General features: G+C 62.7%; 19 protein-coding genes. 6 read left to right on the top strand and 13 right to left on the bottom strand.

The window, feature by feature from the left end:
* Positions 1 to 136: 136 nt before the first annotated feature.
* From purH to FX984_RS27815, 10 genes are all read right to left on the bottom strand, one after another.
* Positions 137 to 1,744, bottom strand: a complete 1,608-nt coding sequence (gene purH, locus FX984_RS27865; RefSeq protein ID WP_131696714.1) for a bifunctional phosphoribosylaminoimidazolecarboxamide formyltransferase/IMP cyclohydrolase — start codon at positions 1,742 to 1,744, stop codon at positions 137 to 139.
* Positions 1,745 to 1,825: 81 nt separating this feature from the next.
* Positions 1,826 to 2,146: a DNA-binding transcriptional regulator Fis gene (gene fis, locus FX984_RS27860; RefSeq protein ID WP_002555375.1), complete on the bottom strand. Its 321-nt coding sequence runs from the start codon at positions 2,144 to 2,146 to the stop codon at positions 1,826 to 1,828.
* The gene (dusB, locus tag FX984_RS27855) at positions 2,143 to 3,156 is read right to left on the bottom strand and encodes a tRNA dihydrouridine synthase DusB (protein WP_027607756.1); all 1,014 of its coding nucleotides are present in this window, start codon (positions 3,154 to 3,156) and stop codon (positions 2,143 to 2,145) included. The genes fis and dusB overlap by 4 nt, the downstream gene beginning before the upstream one ends.
* A 185-nt stretch (positions 3,157 to 3,341) precedes the next feature.
* Entirely contained in the window at positions 3,342 to 4,580 is a 1,239-nt protein-coding gene (locus FX984_RS27845; protein ID WP_027607757.1) for a DUF3426 domain-containing protein, read from the bottom strand.
* A 30-nt stretch (positions 4,581 to 4,610) separates the two neighbouring features.
* Positions 4,611 to 5,489 (bottom strand): 50S ribosomal protein L11 methyltransferase, encoded by an 879-nt coding sequence (gene prmA, locus FX984_RS27840; RefSeq protein WP_027607758.1) that lies wholly within the window; start codon positions 5,487 to 5,489, stop codon positions 4,611 to 4,613.
* A gap of 281 nt (positions 5,490 to 5,770) precedes the next feature.
* On the bottom strand, positions 5,771 to 7,132 hold the full coding sequence (gene accC / locus FX984_RS27835; RefSeq protein WP_027607998.1) for an acetyl-CoA carboxylase biotin carboxylase subunit: 1,362 nt from the start codon (positions 7,130 to 7,132) through the stop codon (positions 5,771 to 5,773).
* Between the two features lie 17 nt (positions 7,133 to 7,149).
* Positions 7,150 to 7,611: an acetyl-CoA carboxylase biotin carboxyl carrier protein gene (gene accB / locus FX984_RS27830; protein ID WP_027607997.1), complete on the bottom strand. Its 462-nt coding sequence runs from the start codon at positions 7,609 to 7,611 to the stop codon at positions 7,150 to 7,152.
* A gap of 24 nt (positions 7,612 to 7,635) precedes the next feature.
* Positions 7,636 to 8,091 carry a type II 3-dehydroquinate dehydratase gene (gene aroQ / locus FX984_RS27825; RefSeq protein ID WP_146478267.1) on the bottom strand — a complete coding sequence of 152 codons (456 nt, stop codon included), beginning with the start codon at positions 8,089 to 8,091 and terminating at the stop codon, positions 7,636 to 7,638.
* A gap of 307 nt (positions 8,092 to 8,398) precedes the next feature.
* Positions 8,399 to 10,360 carry a methyl-accepting chemotaxis protein gene (locus tag FX984_RS27820; protein WP_027607996.1) on the bottom strand — a complete coding sequence of 654 codons (1,962 nt, stop codon included), beginning with the start codon at positions 10,358 to 10,360 and terminating at the stop codon, positions 8,399 to 8,401.
* A gap of 53 nt (positions 10,361 to 10,413) precedes the next feature.
* A complete protein-coding gene (locus tag FX984_RS27815; protein WP_027607995.1) occupies positions 10,414 to 12,084 on the bottom strand; it encodes a response regulator in 1,671 nt (556 codons plus the stop codon).
* Between the two features lie 389 nt (positions 12,085 to 12,473).
* Between FX984_RS27815 and FX984_RS27810 the strand changes: the two genes are divergently transcribed.
* The 4 genes from FX984_RS27810 to speA all read left to right on the top strand — a co-directional run bounded on the left by FX984_RS27810 (position 12,474) and on the right by speA (position 16,600).
* Positions 12,474 to 13,451 carry a DUF2333 family protein gene (locus tag FX984_RS27810; RefSeq protein WP_370671257.1) on the top strand — a complete coding sequence of 326 codons (978 nt, stop codon included), beginning with the start codon at positions 12,474 to 12,476 and terminating at the stop codon, positions 13,449 to 13,451.
* 2 nt (positions 13,452 to 13,453) lie between these two features.
* A complete protein-coding gene (locus FX984_RS27805) occupies positions 13,454 to 13,990 on the top strand; it encodes an NUDIX hydrolase (RefSeq protein WP_027607993.1) in 537 nt (178 codons plus the stop codon).
* A gap of 181 nt (positions 13,991 to 14,171) precedes the next feature.
* Positions 14,172 to 14,543, top strand: coding sequence for a translation initiation factor Sui1 (locus FX984_RS27800; protein WP_027607992.1), 372 nt, complete (start codon positions 14,172 to 14,174; stop codon positions 14,541 to 14,543).
* 143 nt (positions 14,544 to 14,686) lie between these two features.
* On the top strand, positions 14,687 to 16,600 hold the full coding sequence (gene speA, locus FX984_RS27795) for an arginine decarboxylase (protein ID WP_027607991.1): 1,914 nt from the start codon (positions 14,687 to 14,689) through the stop codon (positions 16,598 to 16,600).
* 52 nt (positions 16,601 to 16,652) lie between these two features.
* Here the strand turns inward: speA and FX984_RS27790 are convergent, their stop codons facing one another.
* Positions 16,653 to 16,964: a hypothetical protein gene (locus FX984_RS27790; protein WP_027607990.1), complete on the bottom strand. Its 312-nt coding sequence runs from the start codon at positions 16,962 to 16,964 to the stop codon at positions 16,653 to 16,655.
* A gap of 95 nt (positions 16,965 to 17,059) precedes the next feature.
* The gene (locus tag FX984_RS27785) at positions 17,060 to 18,409 is read right to left on the bottom strand and encodes an MATE family efflux transporter (RefSeq protein ID WP_027607989.1); all 1,350 of its coding nucleotides are present in this window, start codon (positions 18,407 to 18,409) and stop codon (positions 17,060 to 17,062) included.
* A 213-nt stretch (positions 18,410 to 18,622) separates the two neighbouring features.
* On the opposite strand from FX984_RS27785, the gene FX984_RS27780 reads away from it, so the two are divergent.
* Complete coding sequence (locus FX984_RS27780) at positions 18,623 to 23,518, top strand: alpha-2-macroglobulin (protein WP_146478264.1); 4,896 nt, start codon at positions 18,623 to 18,625, stop codon at positions 23,516 to 23,518.
* 138 nt (positions 23,519 to 23,656) lie between these two features.
* Here FX984_RS27780 and FX984_RS27775 read toward each other — a convergent pair whose 3' ends face one another.
* The gene (locus tag FX984_RS27775) at positions 23,657 to 23,950 is read right to left on the bottom strand and encodes a hypothetical protein (RefSeq protein WP_027607987.1); all 294 of its coding nucleotides are present in this window, start codon (positions 23,948 to 23,950) and stop codon (positions 23,657 to 23,659) included.
* Positions 23,951 to 24,040: 90 nt separating this feature from the next.
* Here FX984_RS27775 and pbpC point away from each other — a divergent pair, with 90 nt between their 5' ends.
* Positions 24,041 to 26,371, top strand: coding sequence for a peptidoglycan glycosyltransferase PbpC (gene pbpC / locus FX984_RS27770; RefSeq protein WP_146478261.1), 2,331 nt, complete (start codon positions 24,041 to 24,043; stop codon positions 26,369 to 26,371).
* The last annotated feature ends 53 nt before the right edge of the window (positions 26,372 to 26,424 follow it).

The raw sequence follows: 26,424 nt of genomic DNA, 5'->3' as shown, positions 1-26,424 counted from the left end.
AGCCGGACTCTTGTGGCGAGGGCGCTTGCTCCCGTTCGACAGCGCAGCTGGAGCCCGCTTTTGGGGGCGCTTCGCACCCCAGCGGGAGCAAGCTCCCTCGCCACAAAACCGGCTGCCACATTTCGCTCGAGTTGGATCAGTGACGGAAGTGGCGCATGCCGGTGAAGACCATGGCAATGCCGGCTTCATCGGCAGCGGCGATCACCTCGGCATCACGCATCGAGCCGCCCGGTTGGATCACGGCAGTCACGCCGGCTTTCGCGGCGTTGTCCAGGCCATCACGGAACGGGAAGAATGCATCCGATGCCATCACCGAGCCGGCCACCTGCAAACCGGCGTGCTCGGCCTTGATCGCGGCGATACGCGCCGAGTTCACGCGGCTCATCTGGCCAGCGCCGACACCGATGGTCTGGCGGTTCTTGGCGTAGACGATGGCGTTGGATTTAACGTACTTGGCCACTTTCCAGGCGAAGATCAGGTCGTTGATCTCTTGCTCGGTCGGGGCGCGCTTGGTCACTACCTTGAGGTCTGCGCTGCCGATCATGCCGATGTCGCGGCTCTGTACCAGCAGGCCGCCGTTGACGCGCTTGTAGTCCCAGGCAGCGGCACGTTCAGCCGACCACTCGCCGCAGGCCAGCAGGCGCACGTTGGCTTTGGCCGCCACGATGGCGCGGGCTTCTTCGCTCACGGAAGGGGCGATGATCACTTCGACGAACTGACGCTCGACGATGGCCTTGGCCGTCTCTGCATCCAGTTCACGGTTGAACGCGATGATGCCGCCGAACGCGGATTCGGTGTCGGTGGCGTAGGCCAGTTCGTACGCCTGGCGAATGCCACCTTCAGCGTCCGGGCTCACGGCCACGCCGCACGGGTTGGCGTGCTTGACGATCACGCAGGCCGGCTTGACGAAGCTCTTCACGCATTCCAGCGCGGCGTCGGTGTCGGCCACGTTGTTGTAGGACAGTTCTTTGCCTTGCAGTTGGGTCGCAGTGGCGATGCCCACTTCGGCAGGCTTGGCTTCCACGTAGAACGCCGCGCTCTGGTGCGGGTTCTCGCCGTAGCGCATTTCCTGGGCCTTGATGAACTGGCTGTTGAAGGTGCGCGGGAACTGGCTGCGGCCTTCTGTGCTCAGGGTTTCGGCGGCCTGGTTCACGGTGCCCATGTAGTTGGCGATCATGCCGTCATAGGCGGCGGTGTGTTCGAACGCCTTGAGCATCAGGTCGAACCGCTGGGCGTAGGTCAGGCCGCCGGCTTTCAAACTTTCCAGCACCTGGGCGTAGTCGCCGGCGTTGACCACGATGGCCACGTCTTTGTGGTTCTTGGCCGCCGAGCGAACCATGGTCGGGCCGCCGATATCGATGTTTTCGATGGCGGTCGGCAGGTCGCAGCCCGGCTTGTTGATGGTGGCTTCGAACGGGTAGAGGTTGACGGCCACCAGGTCGATCGGCTTGATGCCGTGCTCGGTCATGATGGCGTCGTCGATGCCGCGACGGCCGAGGATGCCGCCGTGGATTTTCGGGTGCAGGGTCTTGACGCGACCGTCCATCATTTCTGCGAAGCCGGTGTAGTCCGCCACTTCCACTGCGGCCACGCCGTTGTCCTGCAGCAGCTTGAAGGTCCCGCCCGTGGAGAGGATTTCCACGCCCAGGGCTTCCAGCTCCCGGGCAAATTCGAGGATCCCGGTCTTGTCGGAGACACTGATCAAGGCGCGGCGGATCGGCAGGCGGGTAGTCTGGTCGGTCATTTCAATTTCCATCAAAAGCAAAGGAGTCAGCAAAAAAGGCGACCGGTTTTACGCGGGCGCCTTTCTGGTTTGATTGAATGCTTACAGCAAATCGTATTGCTTGAGCTTTTTGCGCAAGGTGCCACGGTTGAGGCCCAGCAGCTCACTGGCTTTGGTCTGGTTGCCCTTGACGTAGTTCATCACGCTTTCGAGCAGGGGCGCCTCGACTTCGGAGAGCACCAGGTTGTACACGTCCGTGACGGAAGCGCCCTCAAGGTGGGCGAAATAATTATGCAGCGCCTTCTCGACACTCCCGCGAAGGGTCTGGCCTTCTTCGCTCGGCGTGTTGAGGTGCTGTTTCAAATTGACGTTGTCGCTCACGGGTGTTGTTCCACTCACTAAAGTCTCGGTCATCATCGTCATGCGGCCACCCATTCTCCGTCCCCTGCTCTCAGGCTCTTGTCTCGTTCGGCAAAAAACTCACGAACGGCGGTGACCTGTGCTTGCGTTTCATCCAAACGATTGAACCCGGCGCGAAACTCCCTGGCGCCTGGCAGGGTTGCGAGATACCAACCCACATGCTTGCGAGCAATACGCACGCCCATCACCTCTCCATAGAAGGTGTGAAGTGCAGCCAGATGCTCTAGCAGAATACGTTCCACCTCGACCAGTTCCGGCGCCGGCAGGACTTCACCCGTACGCAGGAAATGCTCGACCTCACGAAAAATCCACGGCCGCCCCTGGGCGGCCCGGCCAATCAACACACCATCGGCACCGGTGGCGTGCAGCACGCGCCGGGCTTTTTCGGCCGAGTCGATGTCGCCATTGGCAAATACCGGCATCGACACCGCCTGCTTGATCGCGGCGATGGTGTCGTACTCGGCTTCACCGGTGTAAAGGTCGGCGCGGGTGCGACCATGCACCGCCAGCGCTGTAATGCCTGCCTGTTCGGCGATCTTCGCCACCGTCAGGCCGTTCTTGTTGTCCCGGTCCCAACCGGTACGAATCTTCAGGGTCACCGGCACATCCACTGCGGCAACAACGGCCTGCAGGATCTCGGCAACCAACTGCTCATCTTTCAACAGCGCGGAACCGGCGGCCTTGTTGCAGACCTTCTTGGCCGGGCAGCCCATGTTGATATCGATGATCTGTGCGCCCAACTCCACGTTGGCCCGGGCTGCATCCGCCAGCATCTGCGCATCACCGCCGGCGATCTGGACCGAGCGGGGCTCGGGATCACCTTCGTGGATCATGCGCATCCGCGATTTGCGGGTGTTCCACAAGCTCATGTCGCTGGTGACCATTTCCGAGACTACTAGACCCGCGCCCAAACGCTTGCACAGCTGACGAAAGGGCTGGTCGGTGACGCCCGCCATCGGGGCGAGAATCAAGCCATTCTGCAATGTATATGGGCCGATGCGTACCGCCGACATAGGACTTCCCTGTTGTGGGGCCGGATCATTAGAGTTCGAAAAAGGGTTGGCATGATACCCGCTCTCGATGACTGGATAAAGGCTGAATTGGATAAAATCTGAACAGTTATTTCTTTATCGCCGCCGGTTTGGATGGGCGGGGCCCAGTCAATACTCCACCGTCAAGCGACGGTGTGTAGGCCGATTCACTCGGGCGAGTGGAAGCTCAGGCTGTAATTCACGGCTTTATTGCCCGGATCGAGGATATCCAGGGAGATATGGATCGGGGTCTGTGATGGCATTTCGCTCACCCCGGCCAATTCGCCGCTCAGGTATTCGGCGGGCTTGAAGCGACGACTGGCAATCAGGTTGCCGTTGAGGTCGGCGAAACGCAGTTCCAGCAGCGGAAAGGGCTGGGAGAACGTCGCGCGGTTATAGATGATCGCATCCACCACCAGCGCCCCGGCGAACTCCGGGTGGCTGCGTACCACCAGGTTACTGCTCTTGATATGGGCGATATCGACCCGCGACGGCACCGTGCAGCCCAGTGTCGGGCACAGTTGCTGGAACCACGGGCGGTAAGCGTCCTGGCGGGCCAGATCGTCGAACTGATAGGCAATGTACTGCGCGGCCAGGCCGGCGGCGGCGATCAGTACCAGCAGCATCCAGATCAGGCGACGGCCCAGGCCCTGCGGGCGTTTTTGCGCGTACAGGTGCAGAGGGTCGTCTTCCAGGTCCTGGAGCAGGTCGTCATGGACGCCGGCCTCGGGGCGTGGGCGCTTGCGACGGGGTTGCGCGCGCTCTTCGGGCTCCGCTTCATCCGCTGCCGCTGTCAGGGGCGTGAACGGAGGGTCGATGTGTTCATCTTCCGGGGTTGAGCGCAGCGCGGGCTCATCGTCGAGGTGCAACGACATGGAGGGCTCGGTGCGCTGCCGGGTCGCAGTGGCTTTGGTCGGTTCAGGTTCGTCTTCGGCGGCGGAGGCGCGTTCTTCAGGCGGTTCGCTGAACAGGCTGGCGGCCCATTTTTCTTCTTCGGCCTTGACGGTTTCGCGGCTGGCGCTGAGGGCGTCTTCTTTCTGCCGACGGTCGGCACCGGGCTGGCGGCGTTCCGCGCCCACGGGCAGTGTGTGCTGAATCTCGCGGCGTTCCAGCTTGGCCAGTTCCTGGTCCAGGTCCAGGTTGTCCAGGTCCAGCTCTTCGGCGCTCCATTGCTTCTGGCTGATTGCCCGCTGTGGCTCAGGCGCGGCTTCGCGCACGGGCTCGATCGTGGTCGGCTGCTCCGGCGCAGGCGCCTGGGCGCGCTGCTCCAGCAGCTGGCGGGCAGCGTTGAAGACTTGCAGGCACGAGCCGCAGCGAACCACGCCGCGAGCCACGCTCAATTGGGCGTGGTTGACGCGAAAGCGGGTTTGGCAATGCGGGCACTGGGTGACGAAACTGTCGGTCATGCGGCCATCCGATTCAGGCAAGCGCTCATTCTAGCGCCGACGTCCGCTGATGCGTACCCAGCCATCACGGTTAGCGATCGGATCCAACTCGAAATCCTTGGCGTAGGCGGCGGCGACATCTTCGCCCTGCTCGGCGAGGATGCCCGACAGCGCCAGGCGCCCGCCCGGCTTGACCAGGCTCGACAGTTGCGGCGCCAGGGACACCAGCGGGCCGGCGAGGATATTGGCGACCAGCACGTCGGCCTGCACCTGGGGCAAATCCTGCGGCAGGTAGAGCGGGAATTTGCCTTCAGGAATGTTGTTGCGCCCGGCGTTATCCCGGGACGCTTCCAGGGCCTGCACGTCGATGTCGGTGCCCACGGCTTCCTTGGCGCCCAGCAACAGGGCGGCAATCGCCAGGATCCCCGAGCCGCAGCCGAAATCCAGCACGTGGCTGTCCGTCAGGTCCTGGCCGTCCAGCCACTCCAGGCACAACGCGGTGGTGGGGTGGGTGCCGGTGCCGAATGCCAGGCCCGGATCCAGCAGCAGGTTGACCGCGTTCGGCTCCGGGGCGGCATGCCAGCTCGGCACGATCCACAGGCGCTGGCCGAAGCGCATCGGCTGGAAGTTGTCCATCCAGCTGCGTTCCCAGTCCTGGTCTTCGATGATTTCGCTGTGATGCTCGGGCAACGGGCTGCCGGTGAGCAATTCCATATGGGCCAGTACGGCGGCGGCGTCGGTGCCGTCTTCGAACAGGGCCAGCAGATGGGTGTGGGACCACAGCGGGGTGGTATTCAGCTCGGGTTCGAAGATCGGCTGGTCTTCGGCGTCCATGAAGGTCACCGAGACGGCGCCCACTTCGAGGAACGCGTCTTCGTAGGTTTCGGCTTGTTCTGGGCTGATGGCGAGACGGACTTGCAGCCAAGGCATGGCGGGCACCTTTGAAAAAAATGAGTGTGCAGCGGGGTAGGCTGCGAAAGCGCGCAAGTTTACGCGAGCGGCGGGCAGAAGACGACACTACTGACTGCACGCCGGTCAAATGTGGGAGGGGGCTTGCCCCCGATTGCAGTGTGTCAGTCTCAGCATCTGTAACTGATCCACCGCCATCGGGGGCAAGCCCCCTCCCACATTTTGACGGTGTACATCTTCAAAAAAGTAGAGGGCCCACAAACAACAAAGCCGCCCGAAGGCGGCTTTGTTGGGTGGAGCACTTACTGGTTGGCCAGCTTGTGTTCCAGGTAGTGAATGTTCACACCACCCTCGCAGAAGCCTTCATCGCGAACCAGGTCCCGGTGCAGCGGGATGTTGGTCTTGATGCCGTCGACCACGATTTCGTCCAGGGCATTGCGCATACGGGCCATGGCCTCGTCGCGGGTCGCGCCCCAGGTGATCAGCTTGCCGATCAGCGAGTCGTAGTTGGACGGAACCTTGTAACCGCTGTACAGGTGCGAATCCACACGTACGCCGTTGCCGCCGGGCGCGTGGAAATGCTTGACCAGGCCAGGGCTTGGGATAAAGGTCTTCGGGTCTTCGGCGTTGATCCGGCACTCCAGGGAGTGACCGTGGATCTTCACGTCGTCCTGGGTGAAGGACAGCACGTTGCCGGCGGCGATGCTGAGCATCTCCTTGACGATGTCGATACCGGTGACCATCTCCGACACCGGGTGCTCTACCTGCACACGAGTGTTCATCTCGATGAAGTAGAAACGGCCGTTCTCGTAGAGGAACTCAAAGGTACCGGCGCCACGGTAGTTGATGTCGATGCACGCCTTGACGCAGCGAGCCAGGACTTCCTGACGCGCTTTTTCATCCAGGCCCGGTGCCGGGGCTTCTTCCAACACCTTCTGGTGACGACGTTGCAGCGAGCAATCGCGGTCGCCCAGGTGGATGGCGTGGCCCTGGCCGTCGGACAGTACCTGCACTTCCACGTGACGTGGGTTGGTCAGGTACTTCTCCAGGTAGACCATCGGGTTGCCGAACCAGGCAGCCGCTTCGGAGCGAGTCTGCTTGGCCGCTTCGATCAGTTCTTCTTCCTTGTGCACCACGCGCATGCCGCGACCACCACCGCCACCGGCGGCCTTGATGATCACCGGGTAGCCGACTTCGCGACCAATGCGCAGTGCGGTTTCCTCGTCTTCAGGCAGTGGGCCGTCGGAGCCCGGAACGGTTGGCACGCCGGCCGCGATCATGGCGTCCTTGGCCGAGACCTTGTCGCCCATCAGGCGAATGGTTTCGGCTTTCGGGCCGATGAAGGCAAACCCGGATTTTTCCACCTGTTCGGCGAAATCGGCGTTTTCCGCGAGGAAGCCGTAGCCCGGGTGGATGCCATCAGCGCCGGTCACTTCAGCGGCGGCGATGATGTTCGAGACTTTCAGGTACGAGTTCGTGGCCAGTGGCGGGCCGATGCAGATGCTCTCGTCCGCCAGTTTCACGTGCATCAATTCGGTATCGGCCGTCGAGTAAACAGCGACGGTCTTGATGCCCTCTTCCTTACAGGCGCGCAGGATACGCAGCGCGATCTCGCCGCGGTTGGCGATCAGGACTTTTTGCAGTTTCTTCGCAGGTTTCAACATCGAAGGCGCTCCGCGGTTCAAACGATGGTGAACAGCGGCTGGTCGTACTCAACCGGCTGACCGTTTTCTACCAGGATGGATTCGATGACGCCGGCTTTTTCGGCCGTGATGTGGTTCATCATCTTCATCGCTTCAACGATGCAGATGGTGTCGCCCACTTTCACGGTCTTGCCCACTTCAACGAAGGCTGGCGAGGTCGGTGCCGGGGTGCGGTAGAACGTACCGACCATTGGCGACTTGACCACGAAACCGTTCAGCGCAGGGGCTGCCGGTGCGGCAGGTGCGGCGGCGGCAGCAGGCGCGGCGGCCGGAGCAGCAGCTGGTGCCGGTGCCTGCATCTGTGGTGCGTAGAACTGTTGGGCCGGGGTCTTGCTGTGGCGGCTGATCCGTACGGACTCTTCGCCTTCCTTGATTTCCAGCTCGTCGATACCGGATTCTTCCAGCAGTTCGATCAGTTTCTTAACTTTACGGATATCCATGAATCATCAACTCCCAAGGGTCGGTCAGGGGCGCTTGGCCTGTTCTTCAAGCTGTTCCAGGGCGGCCTCCAGGGCCAGTCGGTAACCGCTGGCGCCAAGGCCGCAGATCACTCCTACCGCAACGTCGGAGAAGTAGGAGTGATGGCGGAAAGGTTCGCGTTTGTGCACGTTCGATAAATGCACTTCGATGAATGGGATGCTCACCGCCAGCAGCGCGTCACGTAATGCAACACTTGTGTGCGTAAAAGCGGCGGGATTGATCAGGATAAAGTCCACGCCTTCGCCACGGGCAGCATGGATGCGATCAATCAATTCATACTCGGCATTGCTTTGCAGGTAGAGCAAATGGTGGCCGGCTTCACGTGCCCGTCGTTCCAGGTCAAGGTTGATCTGATCGAGGGTCACTGCCCCGTAGACGTCCGGTTCACGGGTGCCGAGCAGGTTCAGGTTGGGTCCGTGAAGAACCAGTAAGGTCGCCATCGGCTGTTCCTTGTTATTGATGTGGGCAAGGCAGAACCCGGCGACTATGCCGCAAAGCCTTTGTGACTGTCCAGTTCTATGCAGTAGGCGGCACGATTAGCGAGGATTGCGCAAAATTTGTGACTGGTGGCTGGGATCCGGTCATTGGTAATACGCCCTTGAATACTGTGGAGATCAAATGTGGGAGGGGGCTTGCTCCCGATTGCAGTGTGTCAGTATCGACATCTGTAACTGATCCACCGCTATCGGGGGCAAGCCCCCTCCCACATTTTGATCTTCATTTGATTTTGGATCTTCATGGGGCGGGTCAGACACGGAACGCCTGCACAGCCGTATTGAGCTGCCCACCCAGCACCAGCAAATGCTCACCCTGGCTGCGGCCCTGGCCGATGCGCAGCAAATTATCCTCACCCAACTGATGAATCCGCTCGCTGTTGTCGCGAATCTCACTCACGGCGCCACTTTGCTGCGCCGTTACATCGGCAATCCGCACGGCGGTGTCGGAAATGGTCTGGATCGCGCCGACGATTTCATCCAGCGCGCCATCCGCCGCCTGGGCTTGCTGGGCGGTAGCCTCGGCGTGTTCAACCTGGGCGCGCATGCCCTGCACCGATTGGTGCGCAGCGGTTTGCAGGCCGGTGATCAGGCCCTGGATTTCGGCGGTGGCGCCAGCGGTGCGTTGGGCCAGGGTGCGCACTTCGTCGGCGACCACGGCAAAACCGCGTCCGGCTTCACCGGCGCGTGCGGCTTCGATGGCGGCGTTGAGCGCCAGCAGGTTGGTCTGGTCGGCAATCGAGCGAATCACGGTCAATACGCCGCCAATGGTGGCGGACTCCTCGGCAAGTTTCTCGATCATCTGCGCATTTTGCTGCACTTCACCCACCAGCGCGTGCAGGCCGGTCAGGCTCAGGCCGATCACGCGCTGGCCTTGCTCGACCGCCTGGCCCGCGCTGCGACTGGCGCCGGCCGCCTGGCTGGCATCACCGGCGACTTGCTGGATGGTGGCTTCCAGTTCGCCCAGGGAATCACGAATCTGCGCAGTATCCCCGGCCTGGCGTTCGGCGCCGTCGTGCAGGCCACTGCTCAGCTCGGCCAGGGCGCGGCTGCTGCCGGCCACTTCTTCGGCATTGCCACGGATGGTACCCACCAGATCCACCAGGTAGGCGCGTAAACGGTTGAGGGACGCTTCGATGTCGCGCAGTTCGCGGTTGGTCTTGCCCAAGGTGATCGGTTGGCTGAAGTTGCCCTCGCCCCAGATCGACAAGGCCGGGGCCAGGTTGGTCAGCACCCGCGCCAGGCGCCGCTGCAGGGTGTCGATCAGCAGGGCGATCAGCAGAATCAGGCCGATCATCACGCCTTGCATCAGGCGCACTTCGCCCTGGATCTTGCCGTGTTGCGCACGCACCACCGGCTCCAGGCCGGCGATGGCCTGCTGAACGGCGGCGATTTTCAAGTGGGTGGCGGCGGCCAGGTCGGCACGCTGCTGGATCTGCGTGCGGGTGCGCTGGAGTTCGGCGGGGTAGCGGGCCAGCAGGCCGTTGAGTTCGCGCTTGAGGTCGACGCCGGTGTCCTGGGCTTCGGCTTTTGCGCTGTTTTCCAGGCCCATCAAGGCCGAAAAGTCATCGGTGTTGGATTCTGCGCTGGCCTTTACCCCGAGTAATGGCAGTTGCTCCAGCAGGTCGGCCTGGCTGCGCATATTGCCGACTTCGCGTTCCACATCGTCCGCCAGTTCCGCGCGGCCGCTGCTCACCAGTTTGTCGCGGGCCAGGGACAGCTTGTCCAGGTGCAGTGAGGCCGCCAGCAGCGGTGGCAGGTAGCGCGCGGCTTCGGCGCTGTTGACGCCCATGGCGTATTGGCTCAACTGCTCCAGGTTGGCGCCCAGCTCCCGCTCGGCTTGCAGCAACAAGGCTTGCGGGTCGCCGGCCAACTTTCCGGCCGCCAGCAGGTCGGTCTTGCTGAAGGTGTCCAGGTCCACAAGGCTGGGGCGCAGGTTCTGTGCGAGGTCGGCGGGCAGTTCATCCAGGTGCTGCAACAGGCTTTCCAGGCTCTGGCTGGCGCTGCTCAAGCGCAATGCATCACCGCTGCCCAGGTAGTCGTCGATATTGCGCGCGGCCTGGTTCTGGAAGGCCTGTGACAGACCGAGGTAGCGTTCCATCAGCAAATAAGGCCGTTCCAGCGCTCGTTGCGACCACCACAGCGTCGCTCCAAGTGCCAGGCACACGGCCACCAGCAGGAGGGTATTGAGATTGGTCAGCAGCTTCAGGCGCATGCGGGGTATCAACCGACAGCAAAAGGTAAGTGCCTGAAGTTATTGCGTTTTCATTACAGGGTTATGACGGAATCAGTGGATTCTGGTGAAAAGGTGGCACTTTGCTTTGACGTGCGTGCCGCTTGCACGCGGTTACGCCCGGCGTCCTTGGCGCGGTACAGCGCCTCGTCGGCCTGGGCGGCCATCATCAGGCTGTCGGAGCCGTCACACAGCTCCACCACCCCGGCGCTGAAGGTGCACCACAAATCCTGCGGCTGCGCCGGGTAGTGAATCTCGGCAAAGCGCCCACGAATTTCATCCAGTACCTTGCAGGCCGAGTCCAGGTCGGTGTCGGGCATCACGATGGCGAATTCTTCACCGCCGTAGCGGCCGATGTAATCGGTCTTGCGCAGGCGTTGCTTGAGAAACAGCGCCAGGCTCTTGATCACGCGGTCGCCCATGGGGTGGCCATGGCTGTCATTGACCCGCTTGAAGTGATCGATGTCGAGCATGGCAAAGCTCAACGGTTTGTTCTCGCGGCGCGCGCGGAAACTGCAGTCTTCAAGCAATTGCAGGATATGGGTGTGGTTGTACAACCCGGTCAGGCTGTCGCGCACCATCCGCGCCTTGAGGTTGCGCGCACGGGCGGCGCGGTTGCGCACCGTGGTGATCAGGTGGCGCGGCTTGATCGGTTTGGTGAGGAAGTCGTCGCCGCCTTCGCTCATGGCGTCCAGCTGCTTGTCCAGGTCGTCTTCGGCCGACAGGTAGATGATCGGCACACTGACGTAACGGTCATTGTGGCGAATGACCTTGGCCAGTTCGGTGCCGGTACAGGCCGGCATGTACATGTCGAGGATGATCAGGTCGGGCTGGAAGTCTGCCAGTTCGGCCATGGCCTGGATCGGTTCGATCAAGGTACGGGTGACGATGCCGGCACTGTTGAGCAGACGCTCGGTGTGCAGCGCCTGGGCCCGCGAGTCATCGATGATCAGCACTTTGTACGGTTCGTACTGGGCGACGCAGGTCAGCACTTCGATCTTTTCCAGCAGGCTGGAGGCTTCCAGCGTGCCGGTGAGGAATTCCTGGCCGCCGGCGCGCACGGCGGCGAGGCGAGTGGGGGTGTCGGTTTCGTGCAGGCTGAAAAACAACAGCGGCAGCTTATGCTCCAGGCCTTCCTGGGCTTCGGCGGCGAGCTTGAGGCCCAGGCCGGTGCCGCAGAAATCCACGTCCATCACGATCGCCGACGGCAGGCGCTCGGCCAGGGACGCGCGAAACGCCGCGACGCTGTCCAGGGATTGGGCGCTCATGCCAAAGAATTCCAGCTGCTTGGCCAGGCGCTCGGCGCGGTCGTGATCGGCCAGCATCACGTAGATCGGCTTGCGCATCGGCGGCAGGAAGGTTTGTTCCAGCTGGTCGCCCTGGCGCAGGCCGGTGCGGGACAGGCGCTGCATCAAGCGGTTGAGTTCGGTGATCAGGTGGCTGCTCAGGCGCCCGCGGTTTTCGTCGACGGCCTTGAGCGATTCGCCGATGTGCCGGGCGAGTTGGCCGTGTTCGGGTTGTTCGAAGCGCTCGGCAAAGCGCTGCAGGCGCAGGTTGGCCTCGCTGAGTTCGGAGAGGTCGGCGCCTGACCATTCGCTGCGTTGCAGGCGCTGCCAGATCTCAAGAATTTGACGTGCCTGATGAATTACCCGCTGGGCAAAATGCTGCTTGAGACGCTCACGGCTGGGGTCTTCTGGCTCGGTCATATCCTGACTACTAGTGAGGGTGCATGCTGAGGTCGAACTGATGGCTCTATGCTAGCACCTCTTTCCAATGGGATGAGTGTCATATGTCAATTAACTGCGTGTCCCTGATATTCAGTTGGTGACCTGACGGTCGCGCAGCTTAAAAAGCGTGCATCCTTTATAGTCGAATGCCTGCCGTATGCACGTTTGGTGAAAAGCCCCGCATGGGCGGGCACGATGGGGTAGGGTTGTGGTCGGAGTGTTTGAACGCACGCCCTCAATTCAAGTGCATGAACTCAAGTGATTGAAAGGATATCGCCATGCTGGACTGGAAAAACCGTGCGGGCAGTGCCAAAGGCCCTGCCCCTGAGCCCAAGTCGGCCAACCGCAGCTATTTTCGTACCCTGCTGATGAGCCGAGCCGTGCTCAGCGTGCTCGGCCTGTATCTGTTGGTCACCGGCGCCCTGGGCTGGTACTGGAGCGAAGAGCCGGCGCTGTTCCCGGTCCAGCAGAATGCGCAGCTTGCCGCCGAGAAGGAAGGCAAGCAGATGGTGGTGGGCTATACCACCGTCGAAACCCTCAAGACCGTAGTCGGCACGTTGCTGAACAAGCCCGGTGGCTATATTTCCAACGACCGTTTCCCGCCGGGCCTGTGGATGGACAACATGCCCAGCTGGGAATACGGCGTGCTGGTGCAGGTGCGCGACCTGACCCGCGCCTTGCGTAAAGACTTCGCCCGCTCCCAGTCGCAGTCGGCCGAAGACGCCGATCTGGCCAAGGCCGAGCCGCGTTTCAACTTCGACAACAAGAGCTGGGTGCTGCCGTCCAGTGAGTCGGAGTACCAGGAAGGCATCAACTCCCTGAACCGCTATGAAGCGCGCCTGTCCGACCCGAACCAGCGTGGCGCCTTGTTCTATGCCCGTGCCGACAACCTGAACAACTGGCTGGGCGATGTGGCGACCCGCCTGGGCTCGCTGTCGCAACGCCTGTCGGCCAGCGTGGGTCGGGTCAAATTGAACACCGCACTGAAAACCGAGGCCCTGGCGCCAGGTGAAGTGCCGCAGGTCGACGAAGAAGTGGTGGAAACCCCATGGATGCAGATCGATAACGTGTTCTACGAGGCCCGTGGCCAGGCCTGGGCGCTGTCCCACCTGTTGCGTGCCATCGAAGTCGACTTTGCCGACGTGCTGGCCAAGAAAAACGCCACCGTCAGCGTGCGCCAGATCATTCGTGAGCTGGAGGCTTCGCAAGAGCCGGTCTGGAGCCCGATGATCCTCAACGGCAGCGGTTTCGGCGTGTTGGCTAACCATTCGCTGGTCATGGCCAACTACATTTCCCGGGCCAACGCGGCGGTGATCGATTTGCGTCAACTGCTCAACCAGGGTTGATGATGGACACAGCTCAAAACGAGGCCGCGCACCGTGCGGCCTCTGATGCCGAACTGATCTGCTGGGTCGACGAGCGGGACAACCTGCTCGGCCACCTCGTCAGGTCCGATTTGCGCCAGCGCGGCCTGATCGGCCGTTGCACCTTTATCTTCCTGTTCAATTCCAAGGGTGAGCTGTGCGTGCATCGGCGCACCCTGAGCAAGGCCCTGTACCCGGGTTTCTGGGATACGGCGGCGGGCGGGATGGTCGCGGCGGGCGAGTCCTACGCGTTATCGGCGGCCCGCGAGCTGGAAGAGGAACTGGGTGTCGGCGGGGTGGAACTGACCGAGCATGACCATTTCTACTTTGAGGATGGCAACAGCCGGCTCTGGTGCAAATCCTACTCGGCGACCTGGGATGGGCCATTGCGCCTGCAGCCTGAAGAAGTCATGGAAGCGCGCTTTTTGCCCGTGGAAACGGTCCTGCAGGAAGCCGAGCACAAGCCTTACTGCCCGGACGCCCAGGAGGGCTTGCGGCGCTATCTGGCCTCACGTCGCTAAAGCTGCATAAATTGGCGCCATTTGGCTCTTAGCAAGTGGGCTTTTTGCCGTTACACTGCGCGACTTTTCACCCGAACCGCCTTGGCGGGTCGGTAGCGCTGCCCCTGCCTGAGTGGGGCTTCGCGGTCGGTCGTCCCTTAGCGGAGGCCGATCAGTCTTTGTCCTCCCGAGAGGATTGCCGGTGGCCAAAAAAGCCGCATCCTTCGCCGCCCTCGGCGGCCTGGTATTTTCCACCGACGCAGGTCGACACTGCCCGGACTGTCGTCAGCCCGTGGATTCGTGTACCTGCAAACAGACCCTGATCCCCGAAGGCGACGGTATTGCCCGCGTGCGCCGCGAAAGCAAAGGCCGTGGCGGCAAGACGGTGACCACCATCACCGGCGTGCCGTTGGCCGAAGAGCCGCTCAAGGCACTGGCCACCACGCTGAAAAAGCGCTGTGGCACCGGTGGCGCGTTGAAAGACGGTGTCATCGAGATCCAGGGCGATCACGTCGAACTGCTGTTGGCCGAGCTGATCAGGCTGGGTTACAAGGCCAAGAAGTCCGGCGGCTGAGAGCCTCTTCCCAACCTGTGTCTAAACTCTGTCCTGCGAGTGGGGTCTACCTTGCTTACAGGCAAATCGTCATTTTCATTCTTTAGACTGCGCCAGCCTCGAACGCGAGGCGGCGCCTTCGCCTTCATTTATAGGGGACTTCGATGTCCGTACGACGCACACGCAAAGACGATGGCAGCCAATGGACAGTTGCGGACAGCCGCAGTGTTTACGGGATTCGCCATTGGGGGGCCGGGTATTTCGCGATCAATGATGCCGGTCGCGTTGAAGTCCGTCCGAACGGCCCGAACAGCACACCCGTCGACCTCTACGAGCAAGTGGACGAGCTGCGCAAGAGCGGCCTTTCCCTGCCGCTGCTGGTGCGTTTTCCCGACATCCTGCAAGACCGTGTACGCCAGCTGACCGGCGCTTTCGATGCCAACATCGAGCGCCTGGAGTACCAGAGCAAGTACACCGCGCTGTACCCGATCAAGGTGAACCAGCAGGAGGCGGTGATCGAGAACATCATCGCCACCCAGAACGTTTCCATCGGCCTCGAAGCCGGCTCCAAGCCTGAGCTGCTGGCCGTGCTGGCCCTGGCGCCGAAGGGCGGCACCATCGTCTGCAACGGTTACAAGGACCGCGAGTTCATCCGCCTGGCACTGATGGGCCAGAAGCTCGGCCACAACGTATTTATCGTGATCGAGAAAGAATCCGAGGTTGAACTGGTGATCGAAGAGGCCGCCAGCCTCAAGGTCAAGCCACAGGTGGGCCTGCGCGTGCGCCTGTCGTCCCTGGCGTCAAGCAAGTGGGCGGACACCGGTGGCGAGAAGTCCAAGTTCGGGTTGTCGGCGGCGCAGCTGCTGTCGGTGGTCGAGCGCTTCCGCGCGGCGGGCCTGGACCAGGGCATCCGCCTGCTGCACTTCCACATGGGTTCGCAGATCGCCAACCTGGCCGACTACCAGCATGGGTTCAAGGAAGCCATTCGTTACTACGGCGAACTGCGCAACCTCGGCCTGCCGGTGGACCACATCGACGTGGGCGGCGGCCTGGGCGTGGACTACGACGGTACCCACTCGCGTAACGCCAGCTCGATCAACTACGACATGGACGACTACGCCGGTGTGGTCGTGGGCATGCTCAAGGAATTCTGCGACGCCCAGAGCCTGCCGCACCCGAATATCTTCTCCGAAAGCGGCCGCTCCCTGACCGCCCACCACGCCATGCTGGTGGTGCAGGTCACCGACGTCGAGAAGCATAACGACGAAATCCCGGTCATCGAAAACAAGGAAAGCCTGCCCGAGACCGTGCAATGGCTGGTGGACCTGCTCGGCCCGACCGATATCGAAATGGTCACCGAAACCTACTGGCGCGCCACTCACTACATGAGCGATGTGGCCACCCAGTATGCCGACGGCAAACTGACCCTGGCCGAGAAAGCCCTGGCCGAACAGTGCTACTTCGCCGTGTGCCGCCGCCTGCACAACTCGTTGAAAGCCCGCCAGCGCTCGCATCGCCAGGTGCTGGACGAACTCAACGACAAGCTGGCCGACAAGTACATCTGCAACTTCTCGGTGTTCCAGAGCCTGCCGGACACCTGGGCCATCGGCCAGGTACTGCCGATCCTGCCGCTGCACCGTCTCGACGAAGAGCCGCTGCGCCGCGCCGTGCTGCAAGACCTGACCTGCGACTCCGACGGCAAGATCAAGCAGTACGTCGACGAGCAGAGCATCGAGACCAGCCTGCCGGTGCACGCCTTGAATGAAGGCGAAGACTACCTGCTGGGCATCTTCCTGGTCGGCGCCTACCAGGAAATCCTTGGCGACATGCACAACCTGTTCGGTGACACCGACTCGGTGAACATCTACCAGCGCGAAGACGGTTCGGTGTACAGCGCCGGCATCGAGACCCACGACACCATCGAAGACATGCTGCGCTATGTGCACTTGTCGCCGGAGGAGTTGATGACTCACTACCGTGACAAGTGCGCCAGCGCGAAGATCAGTGCCAGTGAGCGTACGCAGTTCCTCGACGCCTTGCGTCTGGGCCTGACGCGTTCGTCCTACCTGTCGTCCTGATGCTGGGTTGAACGATGCGCGGGGATACCCGCGCGTCGTATCGGTGGGTGGTTCAGTACGTGACCAGGCAGAGCTTGACCGAGCATTGGCCTGGGTTGAACTGAAAGACAACCCGGTCAAGTTTGTCGGCACCGGTGGTGGTGGGCGCCACCGTGACATTTTGGCTGTTAAAGGGCAGTTCAATATTTGCACCTGGAGCGAGGGCGTGTCGCTCGGTTCCCTGGATGAGTGTCAGATTGGACTGGCTACTGTTTGTAACTCGCAGTCTGTCCTCGGTAGTGTTCGGCCCTTGCCCATTGCTGCATCCCGCGATGCTCGCCAGTGTGCAAGCCGTAGCGATCCACAGTGCTTTCGTGATGTTCATATCCGACTCTCCTTGAATCTATGGGATGGGTTTTACCCATGGCCATTCAACGCCCGGAATGTCGGTCTGTAACCTGTCAGAACTAACAGGTAGGTTCAGTCGGCACGGGCACCGAACCACTCCCCCCGCTGCTTGAGCCGCCAGGCAATGACCCCCAGGGTCAGGCTGCGCAAGGCCATGAACAGCAGGAATGTCATCCACAGCCCGTGGTTGCCCAGGCCTTGCAGTGCCCAGGCAAAGGGCAACACCATCAGCACCGTCAGCAACATGCCATTGCGCATTTCCTTGGCGCGCGTAGCGCCGATAAACAACCCATCCAACAGATAACTCCACACCGCAATCAACGGCAGTACCGCCAGGTACGGCAGGTAGAGATCGGCGGTTTCGCGCACGCTGGGGATATCGGTCTGCATGGCAATAAACAGGTGGCCGGCGAGGGTGAACAGCAGGGCAAACCCCAGACTGGCGATCAGCGACCAACCGCCGGCAACCACCAGCGAACGGCGCAGGGCCGGGCGGTCACGGGCGCCAATGGCGTGTCCGCACAGCGCCTCGACGGCGTGGGCCAAGCCGTCCAGCGCATGAGCGGTCAGCAGCAGGCCGTTGAGCAACAGCGCGTTGGCCGCCACGGTGGCATCGCCCAGGCGTGCGCCTTGTACCGTGATCATGAAAAACACCGACTGCAGCGCCAGGCTGCGGATAAAGATGTCGCGGTTCACCGCCAGCAACGGGCGCCAGCTTTGCCACCGTTTCAACGCAGCCCAGGCGATATGCCCGGGGTAGGCGCGCAGGGCTTTTTGCGTGAGGGCCAGGCCGAGGAGGGCGCCGGTCCATTCGGCGATCACCGATGCGCGGGCCGAGCCGACCACGCCCCAGTCCAGGCCCAATACGAACCACAGGTTCAGGGCGATGTTCACCAGGTTGGTGGTCAACAGGATTGCCAATGGCGCCCGGGCGTTTTGCGTGCCGAGAAACCAACCCACCAGCGCGTAGCTGGCCAGGGCGGCGGGCAGGCCGAACAGGCGGGTGTGGAAGAACTCGCGGGTCAATTGGTTGAGTTCGGGGGACGGTTGCATCCATTCCAGGGCCAGATGGCTCAGCGGAATGCCGACGGTCCCCAGCAACATCGCCAACCCCAGCGCCAGCAGCAAACCTTGCAGCAGGATCTGTCGCAGTGCCGCACCATCCTTGCGCCCGGCGGCCTGGGCGGCGAAACCGGTGGAACCCATGCGCAGAAAACCCATGGCCCAGGCGAGGAAGGTATACAAGCTGGCACCGACGGCCACGGCGCCCAGCTGGTGAGCGTGGGGCAGGTGGCCGATGACCATGCTGTCGACCAGTGCCACCATCGGCACGGAGATGTTCGAAAGAATCATCGGCGCGGCCAAAGCCCATACGCGGCGATGGGTAGGGCGGTCGCGCCAGTCGGTCAGTAAGGTGGACATGCAGGCTCCTTGGGGGAGCGGCATTGTAACCGTCCATTGGCAGCGCAACAGGGCCAATGTGGAATGGAGCCCTATGCCTGTGGGATTTGGCTGGGACTTGAGACCGTTGAGAACCAACTCACCCTCCGTCGGTCAATGTGACCAGCGCCACATCGGCTTGGCCGGCGCTGATATATAGTTCACCCCTCGGTTCCCTCTGACTACGAGTGCCCCATGCTTAACAAAGGATTGTTCCTGGCCTGCGCGCTGGCCCTGCTGAGCGCCTGCGATTCTTCCGATAAACCGGCAGCACCGCCTGCGCCCACCGTGGCGACGGCGCCGAAACCGGCCAAGGCCGCGGTGGATGTGGCGGCGCTCAAGCAGCGTTATGCCGGGCGTGAGTTGAGTGTGGTGGACGTATCCGAGGTGCAGTTGGACGGCGCCAGCACCTTGTCGGTGAGTTTTTCCATTCCGTTGGATCCGGAGCAGAAGTTTGCCGACAAACTCCATCTGGTCGACAGCAAGTCCGGCAAGGTCGATGGCGCCTGGGAGCTGTCCGATAACCTCATGGAGCTGCGCCTGCGTCACCTGGAACCCCAGCGCAAACTGGTGCTGACGGTGGATGCCGGGGTGAAGGCGGTCAACGCCAACACGCTCGCCGCCGAGTACATCGCGCGCCTGGAAACCCGTGACCTGCAAGCCACCGTCGGCTTCGCCAGCCGTGGCACATTGTTGCCGACGCGCCTGGCCGAAGGCCTGCCGGTGATCGCATTGAACGTCGACAAGATCGACGTTGAATTCTTCCGTATCAAACCCGAATCCCTGCCGTCGTTCCTGGCGCAGTGGGGGCGCAATACCAGCCTGCAAAGTTATGAATCCCGCGAACTGCTGCCGCTGGCCGACCTGGTCTACGGCGGCCGTTTCGACCTGAACCCGGCGCGCAATACCCGTGAAACCCTGCTGCTGCCGATCGCCGGCCTCAAGCAATTGCAGCAACCGGGCGTGTACCTGGCGGTGATGCGCGCTTCGGGCACCTACAACTATTCGCAACCGGCCACGCTGTTTACCTTGAGCGATATCGGCCTGTCGGTGCACCGCTACGCCAATCGCCTGGATGTGTTTACCCAGGCGCTGGAAGGTGGCAAGGCGTTGGATGGCGTCGACCTTGAAGTGCTCGATGCCGACGGCCGTGTGCTGGGCCAGGGCAAGACCGAAAAGGGCGGCCACGCTGAGTTGCCGTTGCCGAAAAAGGCCCAGGTGCTGCTGGCCAAGCAGGGCGAGCAGACCAGTCTGCTGCGCCTGGACAGTGCCGCGCTGGATCTGGCCGAGTTCGATATCGGCGGCCAACCTTCCCATCCGTTGCAGTTCTTTGTGTTCGGCCCGCGCGACCTGTATCGCCCCGGCGAAACCGTGCTGCTCAACGCCCTGCTGCGGGACAAGGACGGCAACGCGGTCAAGCCGCAGCCGGTGAGCGTCGAAGTGCGTCGCCCGGATGAACAGGTGAGCCGCAAGTTCGTCTGGGATGCCGATGCCTCTGGCCTCTATCAATATCAACTGCAGCTGGCCGGCGAAGCGCCGACCGGGCGCTGGCAGTTGGTGTTCGACCTGGGTGATGGCAAGCCGCAGCTGTATGAATTCCTCGTCGAAGACTTCCTGCCCGAGCGCCTGGCGCTGGAACTCAAGGGCAGCGACACGGCATTGAGCCCGGCGGATAACCCGGTGATCAAGGTCAACGGTCGCTACCTCTATGGTTCGCCGGCGTCGGGCAACCGCGTCAGCGGGCAAGTCTATGTGCGACCGTTGCGCGAAGCGGTCAAGTCGCTGCCGGGCTATCAATTCGGATCCGTCACCGAAGAGGAACTGAGCCAGGACTTCGAGCTGGACGAAAGCGTGCTCGACGCCAAGGGCCAGGAAGAACTGACCCTGGAAAGCAAATGGGCCGAGGCCAAATCCCCCCTGCAACTGATCGTGCAGGCCAGCCTGCACGAGTCGGGCGGGCGGCCGATCACCCGGCGCCTGGTGCAGCCGATCTGGCCCGCCGAGCAACTGCCGGGCCTGCGTGGCCTGTTTGACGGCAAGGAAACCAATGGCGACGGCCCGGCGGAATTCGAAGTGCTGCTGGCCAACCAGGACGGGCAGAAACTCGCCGCGCAAGACCTCAAGGTCCGCCTGGTACGCGAGCGCCGTGACTACTACTGGAACTACTCCGACAGCGATGGCTGGAGCTATCACTACAACGAAAAATTCCTCAACCTCGACGAACAGACCCTGAACATCAAGGCCGGCGATACCGCCAAGGTCAGCTTCCAGGTGGAGTGGGGGCCGTACCGCGTCGAGGTCGAAGACCCGCAGACCGGCCTGGTCAGCAGCCTGCGCTTCTGGGCCGGCTACCAGGCCCAGGACAACACCGAAGGCGGCGCCGTACGGCCCGATCAGGTCAAGCTGGCGCTGGATAAACCCGCCTATGGCGACGGCGATACCGCCAACGTCACGGTCACGCCGCCGGCTGCCGGTAAAGGCTACCTGCTGGTGGAGTCCGCCGAAGGGCCGCTGTGGTGGCAGGAAATCGACGTGCCGGCCGAAGGCAAAAGCTTTGCCGTGAAGCTTGATCCGAAATGGTCGCGCCATGACCTGTACGTCAGCGCCCTGGTGGTTCGTCCCGGCGAGCGCAAAGCCAATATCACCCCCAAGCGCGCGGTAGGCCTGCTGCATCTGCCGCTGGATCGCACCCAGCGCAAGCTTGGCGTGACCCTGACCGCGCCGGAAAAAATGCGCCCCAAACAACCGCTGACGGTGAACATCGCCGCCAAAAACGCCGATGGCAGCGTGCCGAAACAGGTGCACGTGCTGGTGGCGGCGGTGGACGTGGGCATCCTCAATATCACCGAATACCCGACGCCGGACCCGTACTCCAGCCTGTTCGGCCGCAAGGCCTATGGCGTGGACCAGTTCGATATCTACGGCCAGTTGATCGAAGCCGGGCAGGGCCGCCTGGCCAGCCTGGCCTTTGGCGGCGACGCCGCGCTGGCCAAGGGCGGCAAGCGTCCGGACACCAGTGTGACCATCGTCGCCCTGCAAAGCGCGCCGGTGACCTTGAATGAGCAGGGCGAGGGTGAAGTCAGCGTCAACATCCCCGACTTCAACGGCGAACTGCGCCTGATGGCCCAGGCCTGGAGCGACGACCGCTACGGCATGGCCGAAGGCAAGACCGTGATCGCCGCGCCGCTGATCGCCGAGCTGTCGGCCCCGCGCTTCCTCGCCGGCGGTGACCAGACGACGTTGGCCCTGGACCTGTCCAACCTGTCGGGCAAGGCGCAGAAACTGGATGTGCAACTGAGTGCCGAAGGGCAGTTGGAGCTGGTCAACACGGGCGCTCAAGCCGTCGAGCTCAAGCAAGGCCAGCGCACTACCCTGCGTATCCCGGTGAAAGCCTGGGGTGGCTTGGGTCAAGGCAAGGTGAAGGTCACGGTCAATGGCCTGGACCTGCCCGGTGAGAACCTGCCGCCGTTCAGCCGCGAATGGACCCTGGGTGTGCGCCCGGCCTACCCGGCGTTGCTCAAGCATTACCGCGCGGTGCTCAAGGGCGAGCCGTGGAGCCTGCCCGCCGGCGCATTGGATCAATTCGATGCTTCTGGGCGTGAGGCGCTGCTGAGCCTGTCAAGCCGGCCGCCGCTGAACCTGGGCGCGCAGATCTCGGCGCTCAAGGCCTATCCTTATGGGTGCCTGGAGCAGACCGCCAGTGGTCTGTACCCGTCGCTGTACGCCGACGACGCGCTGCTCAAACGCTTGAGCATCAAGGGCGAGCCGGATGCTGAGCGCAAACGCAAGATCGAGCTGGGCATCGAGCGCCTGCTGGGCATGCAGCGCTATAACGGCAGCTTCGGTTTGTGGGGCGCCGATGGCGAAGAGGAATATTGGCTGACGGCTTATGTCACCGACTTCCTGTTGCGTGCCCGTGACCAGGGCTTTGCGGTACCGCCCGAAGCGCTGAAGAAAGCCAGCGAGCGCCTGCTGCGTTATGTGCAGGAGCGTAACCTGATCGAAGTCGACTACAGCGACAACGCCGACCACACGCGCTTTGCCGTGCAGGCCTACGCCGGCATGGTACTGGCGCGCAGTCAGCAGGCGCCGTTGGGCGCATTGCGCAGTATCTTCGAGCGGCGCAGCGACGCGCGTTCCGGGTTGCCGTTGGTGCAGTTGTCCATCGCATTACAGAAGATGGGTGACCAGCCCCGTGCGGATCAAGCCTTGCTGGCCGGCCTGGCGGCGCAACGCAGCGCCAAGGAATGGCTGGGTGACTACGGCAGCCCGCTGCGCGATCAGGCGATGATCCTGGCGTTGCTGGAAGAAAACGACTTGGCCAAGGGCAAGCGTGAGGAGCGTTTGTTTAGCCTGTCGGACCAATTGGCGGCCAGCCCGTACCTGTCGACCCAGGAGCGCAACTCGCTGTTCCTGGCCGGGCGCCTGGGGTTTGCCCAGCCCGAGTCGGCCTGGAAGGTCCTGCTCAATGGCAGCGGTGGGGAACATGAGCTGAACAATCAACAGTCGACGCTGGACCTGGAAGGCAAGCTGCTTTCTGGCGATCTGAACCTGACCAATCAGGGCGATGTGCCGGTCTACCAGCAACTGACGATCTCGGGTTATCCCCAGGTGCCACCGGCACCGGGTGGCGACAACCTGAGCATCCGCCGGGAATACCTGGGCATGAATGGCCAACCGCTGAACCTGCGCAACCTCAATAGCGGCGACCTGGTGCTGGTGCACCTGGCGGTGAGCGCCAGGCAGCGCGTGCCGGATGCCTTGGTGGTCGACCTATTGCCGGCGGGCCTGGAGCTGGAAAACCAGAACCTGGCCCAAAGTGCCGCCAGCCTGGAAAACGCCAGCAGCCAGGTGAAGGAATGGCGCGGGTCGATGCAGAACGCGGCGCTCAAGCATCAGGAGTTTCGTGATGACCGTTACGTGGCGGCCATCAACCTTGACGGCGATGGCACCACGCACTTGCTGTACCTGGCCCGTGCCGTGACACCGGGCACTTACCGCGTGCCGCCGCCGCAGGTGGAGTCGATGTACCGGCCGAACTGGCAGGCAGTGGGGGAGACGCCGGCGGACCTGGTGATCAAGGGACGCTGAAATTTGACGGTTGATCACTGTAGGAGCGGGCTTGCCCGCGAAGAACGCAAGGGCACCGCGTTTATTCAGGATGTCAGCGTTATCGTTGACGTCCTTCGCGAGCAAGCTCGCTCCTACAGTGGCTGGGTGTTCTTGGGTTTAGTGCACGACCCAACTGAGCAGCCACAGGCCAAGTATCAGCCAGATCACCCCGAAGATAATCGAAGCGCGCATGAAGGCGCGTACGGCTGAGTACAGAAACAGCAGGCCGACGATCAGGGTGAGGATGCTGATGATCGAGGTGTCCATGCCCAATGTGCGTGACAGGCCTTCGACAAAGTTGCCGCCGGCGTGGGTCAAGGCTCCGAACAATCCGCTGAGCCCGTCGACGATAAAGCGGATGACGGAACCGAGCGCCTGGCCCAACCATTCGAAAAAGCTTTCTACCTGCATATGTGTGTCCTGATAAGAAGGTGGGCGTATCTGTGCCTTTGGTTGTTATTGCAACAGGCTAGTTCCCTACAAGCATAGAGGTTTGCCCGCTTGAATTTGCGTTTACTTGTCCGCTGGACCCTGGCGAGCCTGGTCTTGATGATTGCCCTGCTGTGGCTGGCCGATCGTATCTGGCCGTTGCCGTTGCCCAGGGACGACCTGGCGCGGGTGGTGCTGGCCGAGGATGGCACGCCGTTATGGCGGTTTGCCGATGCCAACGGCGTGTGGCGTTATCCGGTGCAAACCAGCGAAGTGTCGCCGTATTACCTCGATGCACTGCTCACCTACGAAGACCGCTGGTTTTATCAGCATCCCGGTGTTAACCCGTTGGCGCTGGTGCGGGCGATGTGGCAGAACCTGACGGGCGCGCGGGTGGTGTCGGGTGGCAGTACGTTGTCGATGCAGGTGGCGCGTCTGCTGGATCCTCACTCGCGGACCTTCCACGGCAAGTTGCGGCAACTGTGGCGCACGGCGCAGTTGGAGTGGCACCTGTCCAAGGAACAGATTCTCAACCTGTACCTGAACCGCGCACCGTTCGGCGGCACGTTGCAGGGCGTGGCGGCCGCCAGTTGGGCGTACCTGGGTAAATCCCCGGCGCAACTGACCCACGCCGAAGCCGCTTTGCTCGCGGTATTGCCCCAGGCGCCGAGCCGCCTGCGCCCGGATCGCCACCCGCAGCGCGCCCAGGAGGCCCGCGACAAAGTACTGCGCCGCCTCGCCGAGTTCCAGGTGTGGCCACAAGCCGCCGTCGACGAAGCGCTGGAGGAGCCGTTGCTGCTCGCCCCGCGCCTGGAGCCGAGCCTGGCGCCGCTGCTTGCCCGCCGCCTTAACCGTCCGGACAGCCCGCCGCTGATTCGCACCACGCTGGATGCCGCCCTGCAGCGCCGTCTTGAAGACCTGTTGCTGGGCTGGCGTGCGCGGTTGCCGGAATACACCTCGGCCGCGATCCTGGTGGTGGAAGAAGAAAACATGGCCGTGCGCGCTTACCTGGGGTCAGTGGACATCAACGACGCTAAGCGCTTTGGCCATGTGGACATGATCAGCGCGCTGCGTTCGCCGGGCTCTACCTTGAAGCCGTTCCTGTATGGCATGGCCCTGGACGAGGGCCTGATTCACTCCGAATCGCTGCTGCAGGATGTGCCCCGGCGTTATGGTGATTATCGCCCGGGCAACTTTTCCATGGGCTTTACCGGCGCAGTGCCGGCGAGCACGGCGCTGTCCAGTTCGCTGAACCTGCCGGCGGTGCAGTTGCTGGAAGCGTACGGGCCCAAGCGGTTTGCCGCGCAGATGCGCATCGGCGGCGTGCCATTGGCCCTGCCGGCGTTGGCCGAGCCCAACCTGGCGCTGATCCTCGGCGGCGCGGGCAGCCGCCTGGAGGATCTGGTCAGCGGCTACAGCGCCTTCGCCCGCAACGGCAGGAGCGCCACCCTTCGATTGCAGCCGGACGATACGCTGAGAGAACGGCCCTTGCTGTCGCCAGGGTCCGCCTGGATTGTTCGGCGCATCCTCAGTGGCCAGGCGCGGCCTGATCGCGACCCGCGTGCCGAGCTGGTGCAGCGCCCGGTCCTGGCCTGGAAAACCGGGACCAGCTACGGTTTTCGCGATGCCTGGGCGATTGGCGTGGGGCCGCGCTATTTGATCGGTGTGTGGATCGGTCGCCCGGACGGCACGCCGGTGCCGGGGCAGTTCGGTTTGGCCTCGGCGGCGCCGCTGATGTTGCAGGTGCATGACGTGCTGACCAATCGCGACAGCCAGCGCGGCATCAGCGCGCAGGTGGTGGCGGTGCCGACCAATGTCGGCGTGGCGGCGATTTGTTGGCCGCTGGGCCAGCCCATGAACCGCAGCGATCCGAATTGCCGCCGCCAGCGCTTTGCCTGGACCCTGGACAACACCACGCCGCCGACCTTGCAGGCGCTGGATCAGCCGTTGAGCGTGGGCTTGATGGAAAGCGTCTGGGTCAACGCCAAGGGCTTGAGGGTGGATGCCCATTGCCCTGGCGCGGTGTCTAAAAATATCGCCTTGTGGCCCGCGCCCCTGGAGCCATGGTTGCCCAGGATCGAGCGCCGTGAAGCGCGGATTCCCGCCGCCGACCCCGATTGCCCGCCACCGGCGCTGGCGGCGTCTTCGCCGCTGTCGATTGTCGGCGTGCGCGAAGGCGACCAACTGCGCCTGCCCGCCGCCAGCCAGCAAACCCTGCGCCTCAAGCTTTCCGCCCTGGGCGGCAGCGGCCGGCGCTGGTGGTTTCTCAACGGCGCCCCCCTGGGCGACAGCGCCAACCAGGACAGCATCAATGCCAGTTTCGAGCGCTTGGGCCGCTACCAACTCAGCGTCCTCGACGAAGCCGGCCAGACCGCCCGGCTCGAATTCAGCGTGGTGGATTAGGGCCTCATCAGCGGCAAGTCGAATCGTCGCACCACCGCTATTCACTTGCCTTC

Source organism: Pseudomonas marginalis (assembly GCF_008692035.1).
Taxonomy (GTDB): domain Bacteria; phylum Pseudomonadota; class Gammaproteobacteria; order Pseudomonadales; family Pseudomonadaceae; genus Aquipseudomonas; species Aquipseudomonas marginalis.
Note: the sequence above shows the minus strand (reverse complement) of the source record. Positions and strands in the feature narration are given on the sequence as shown.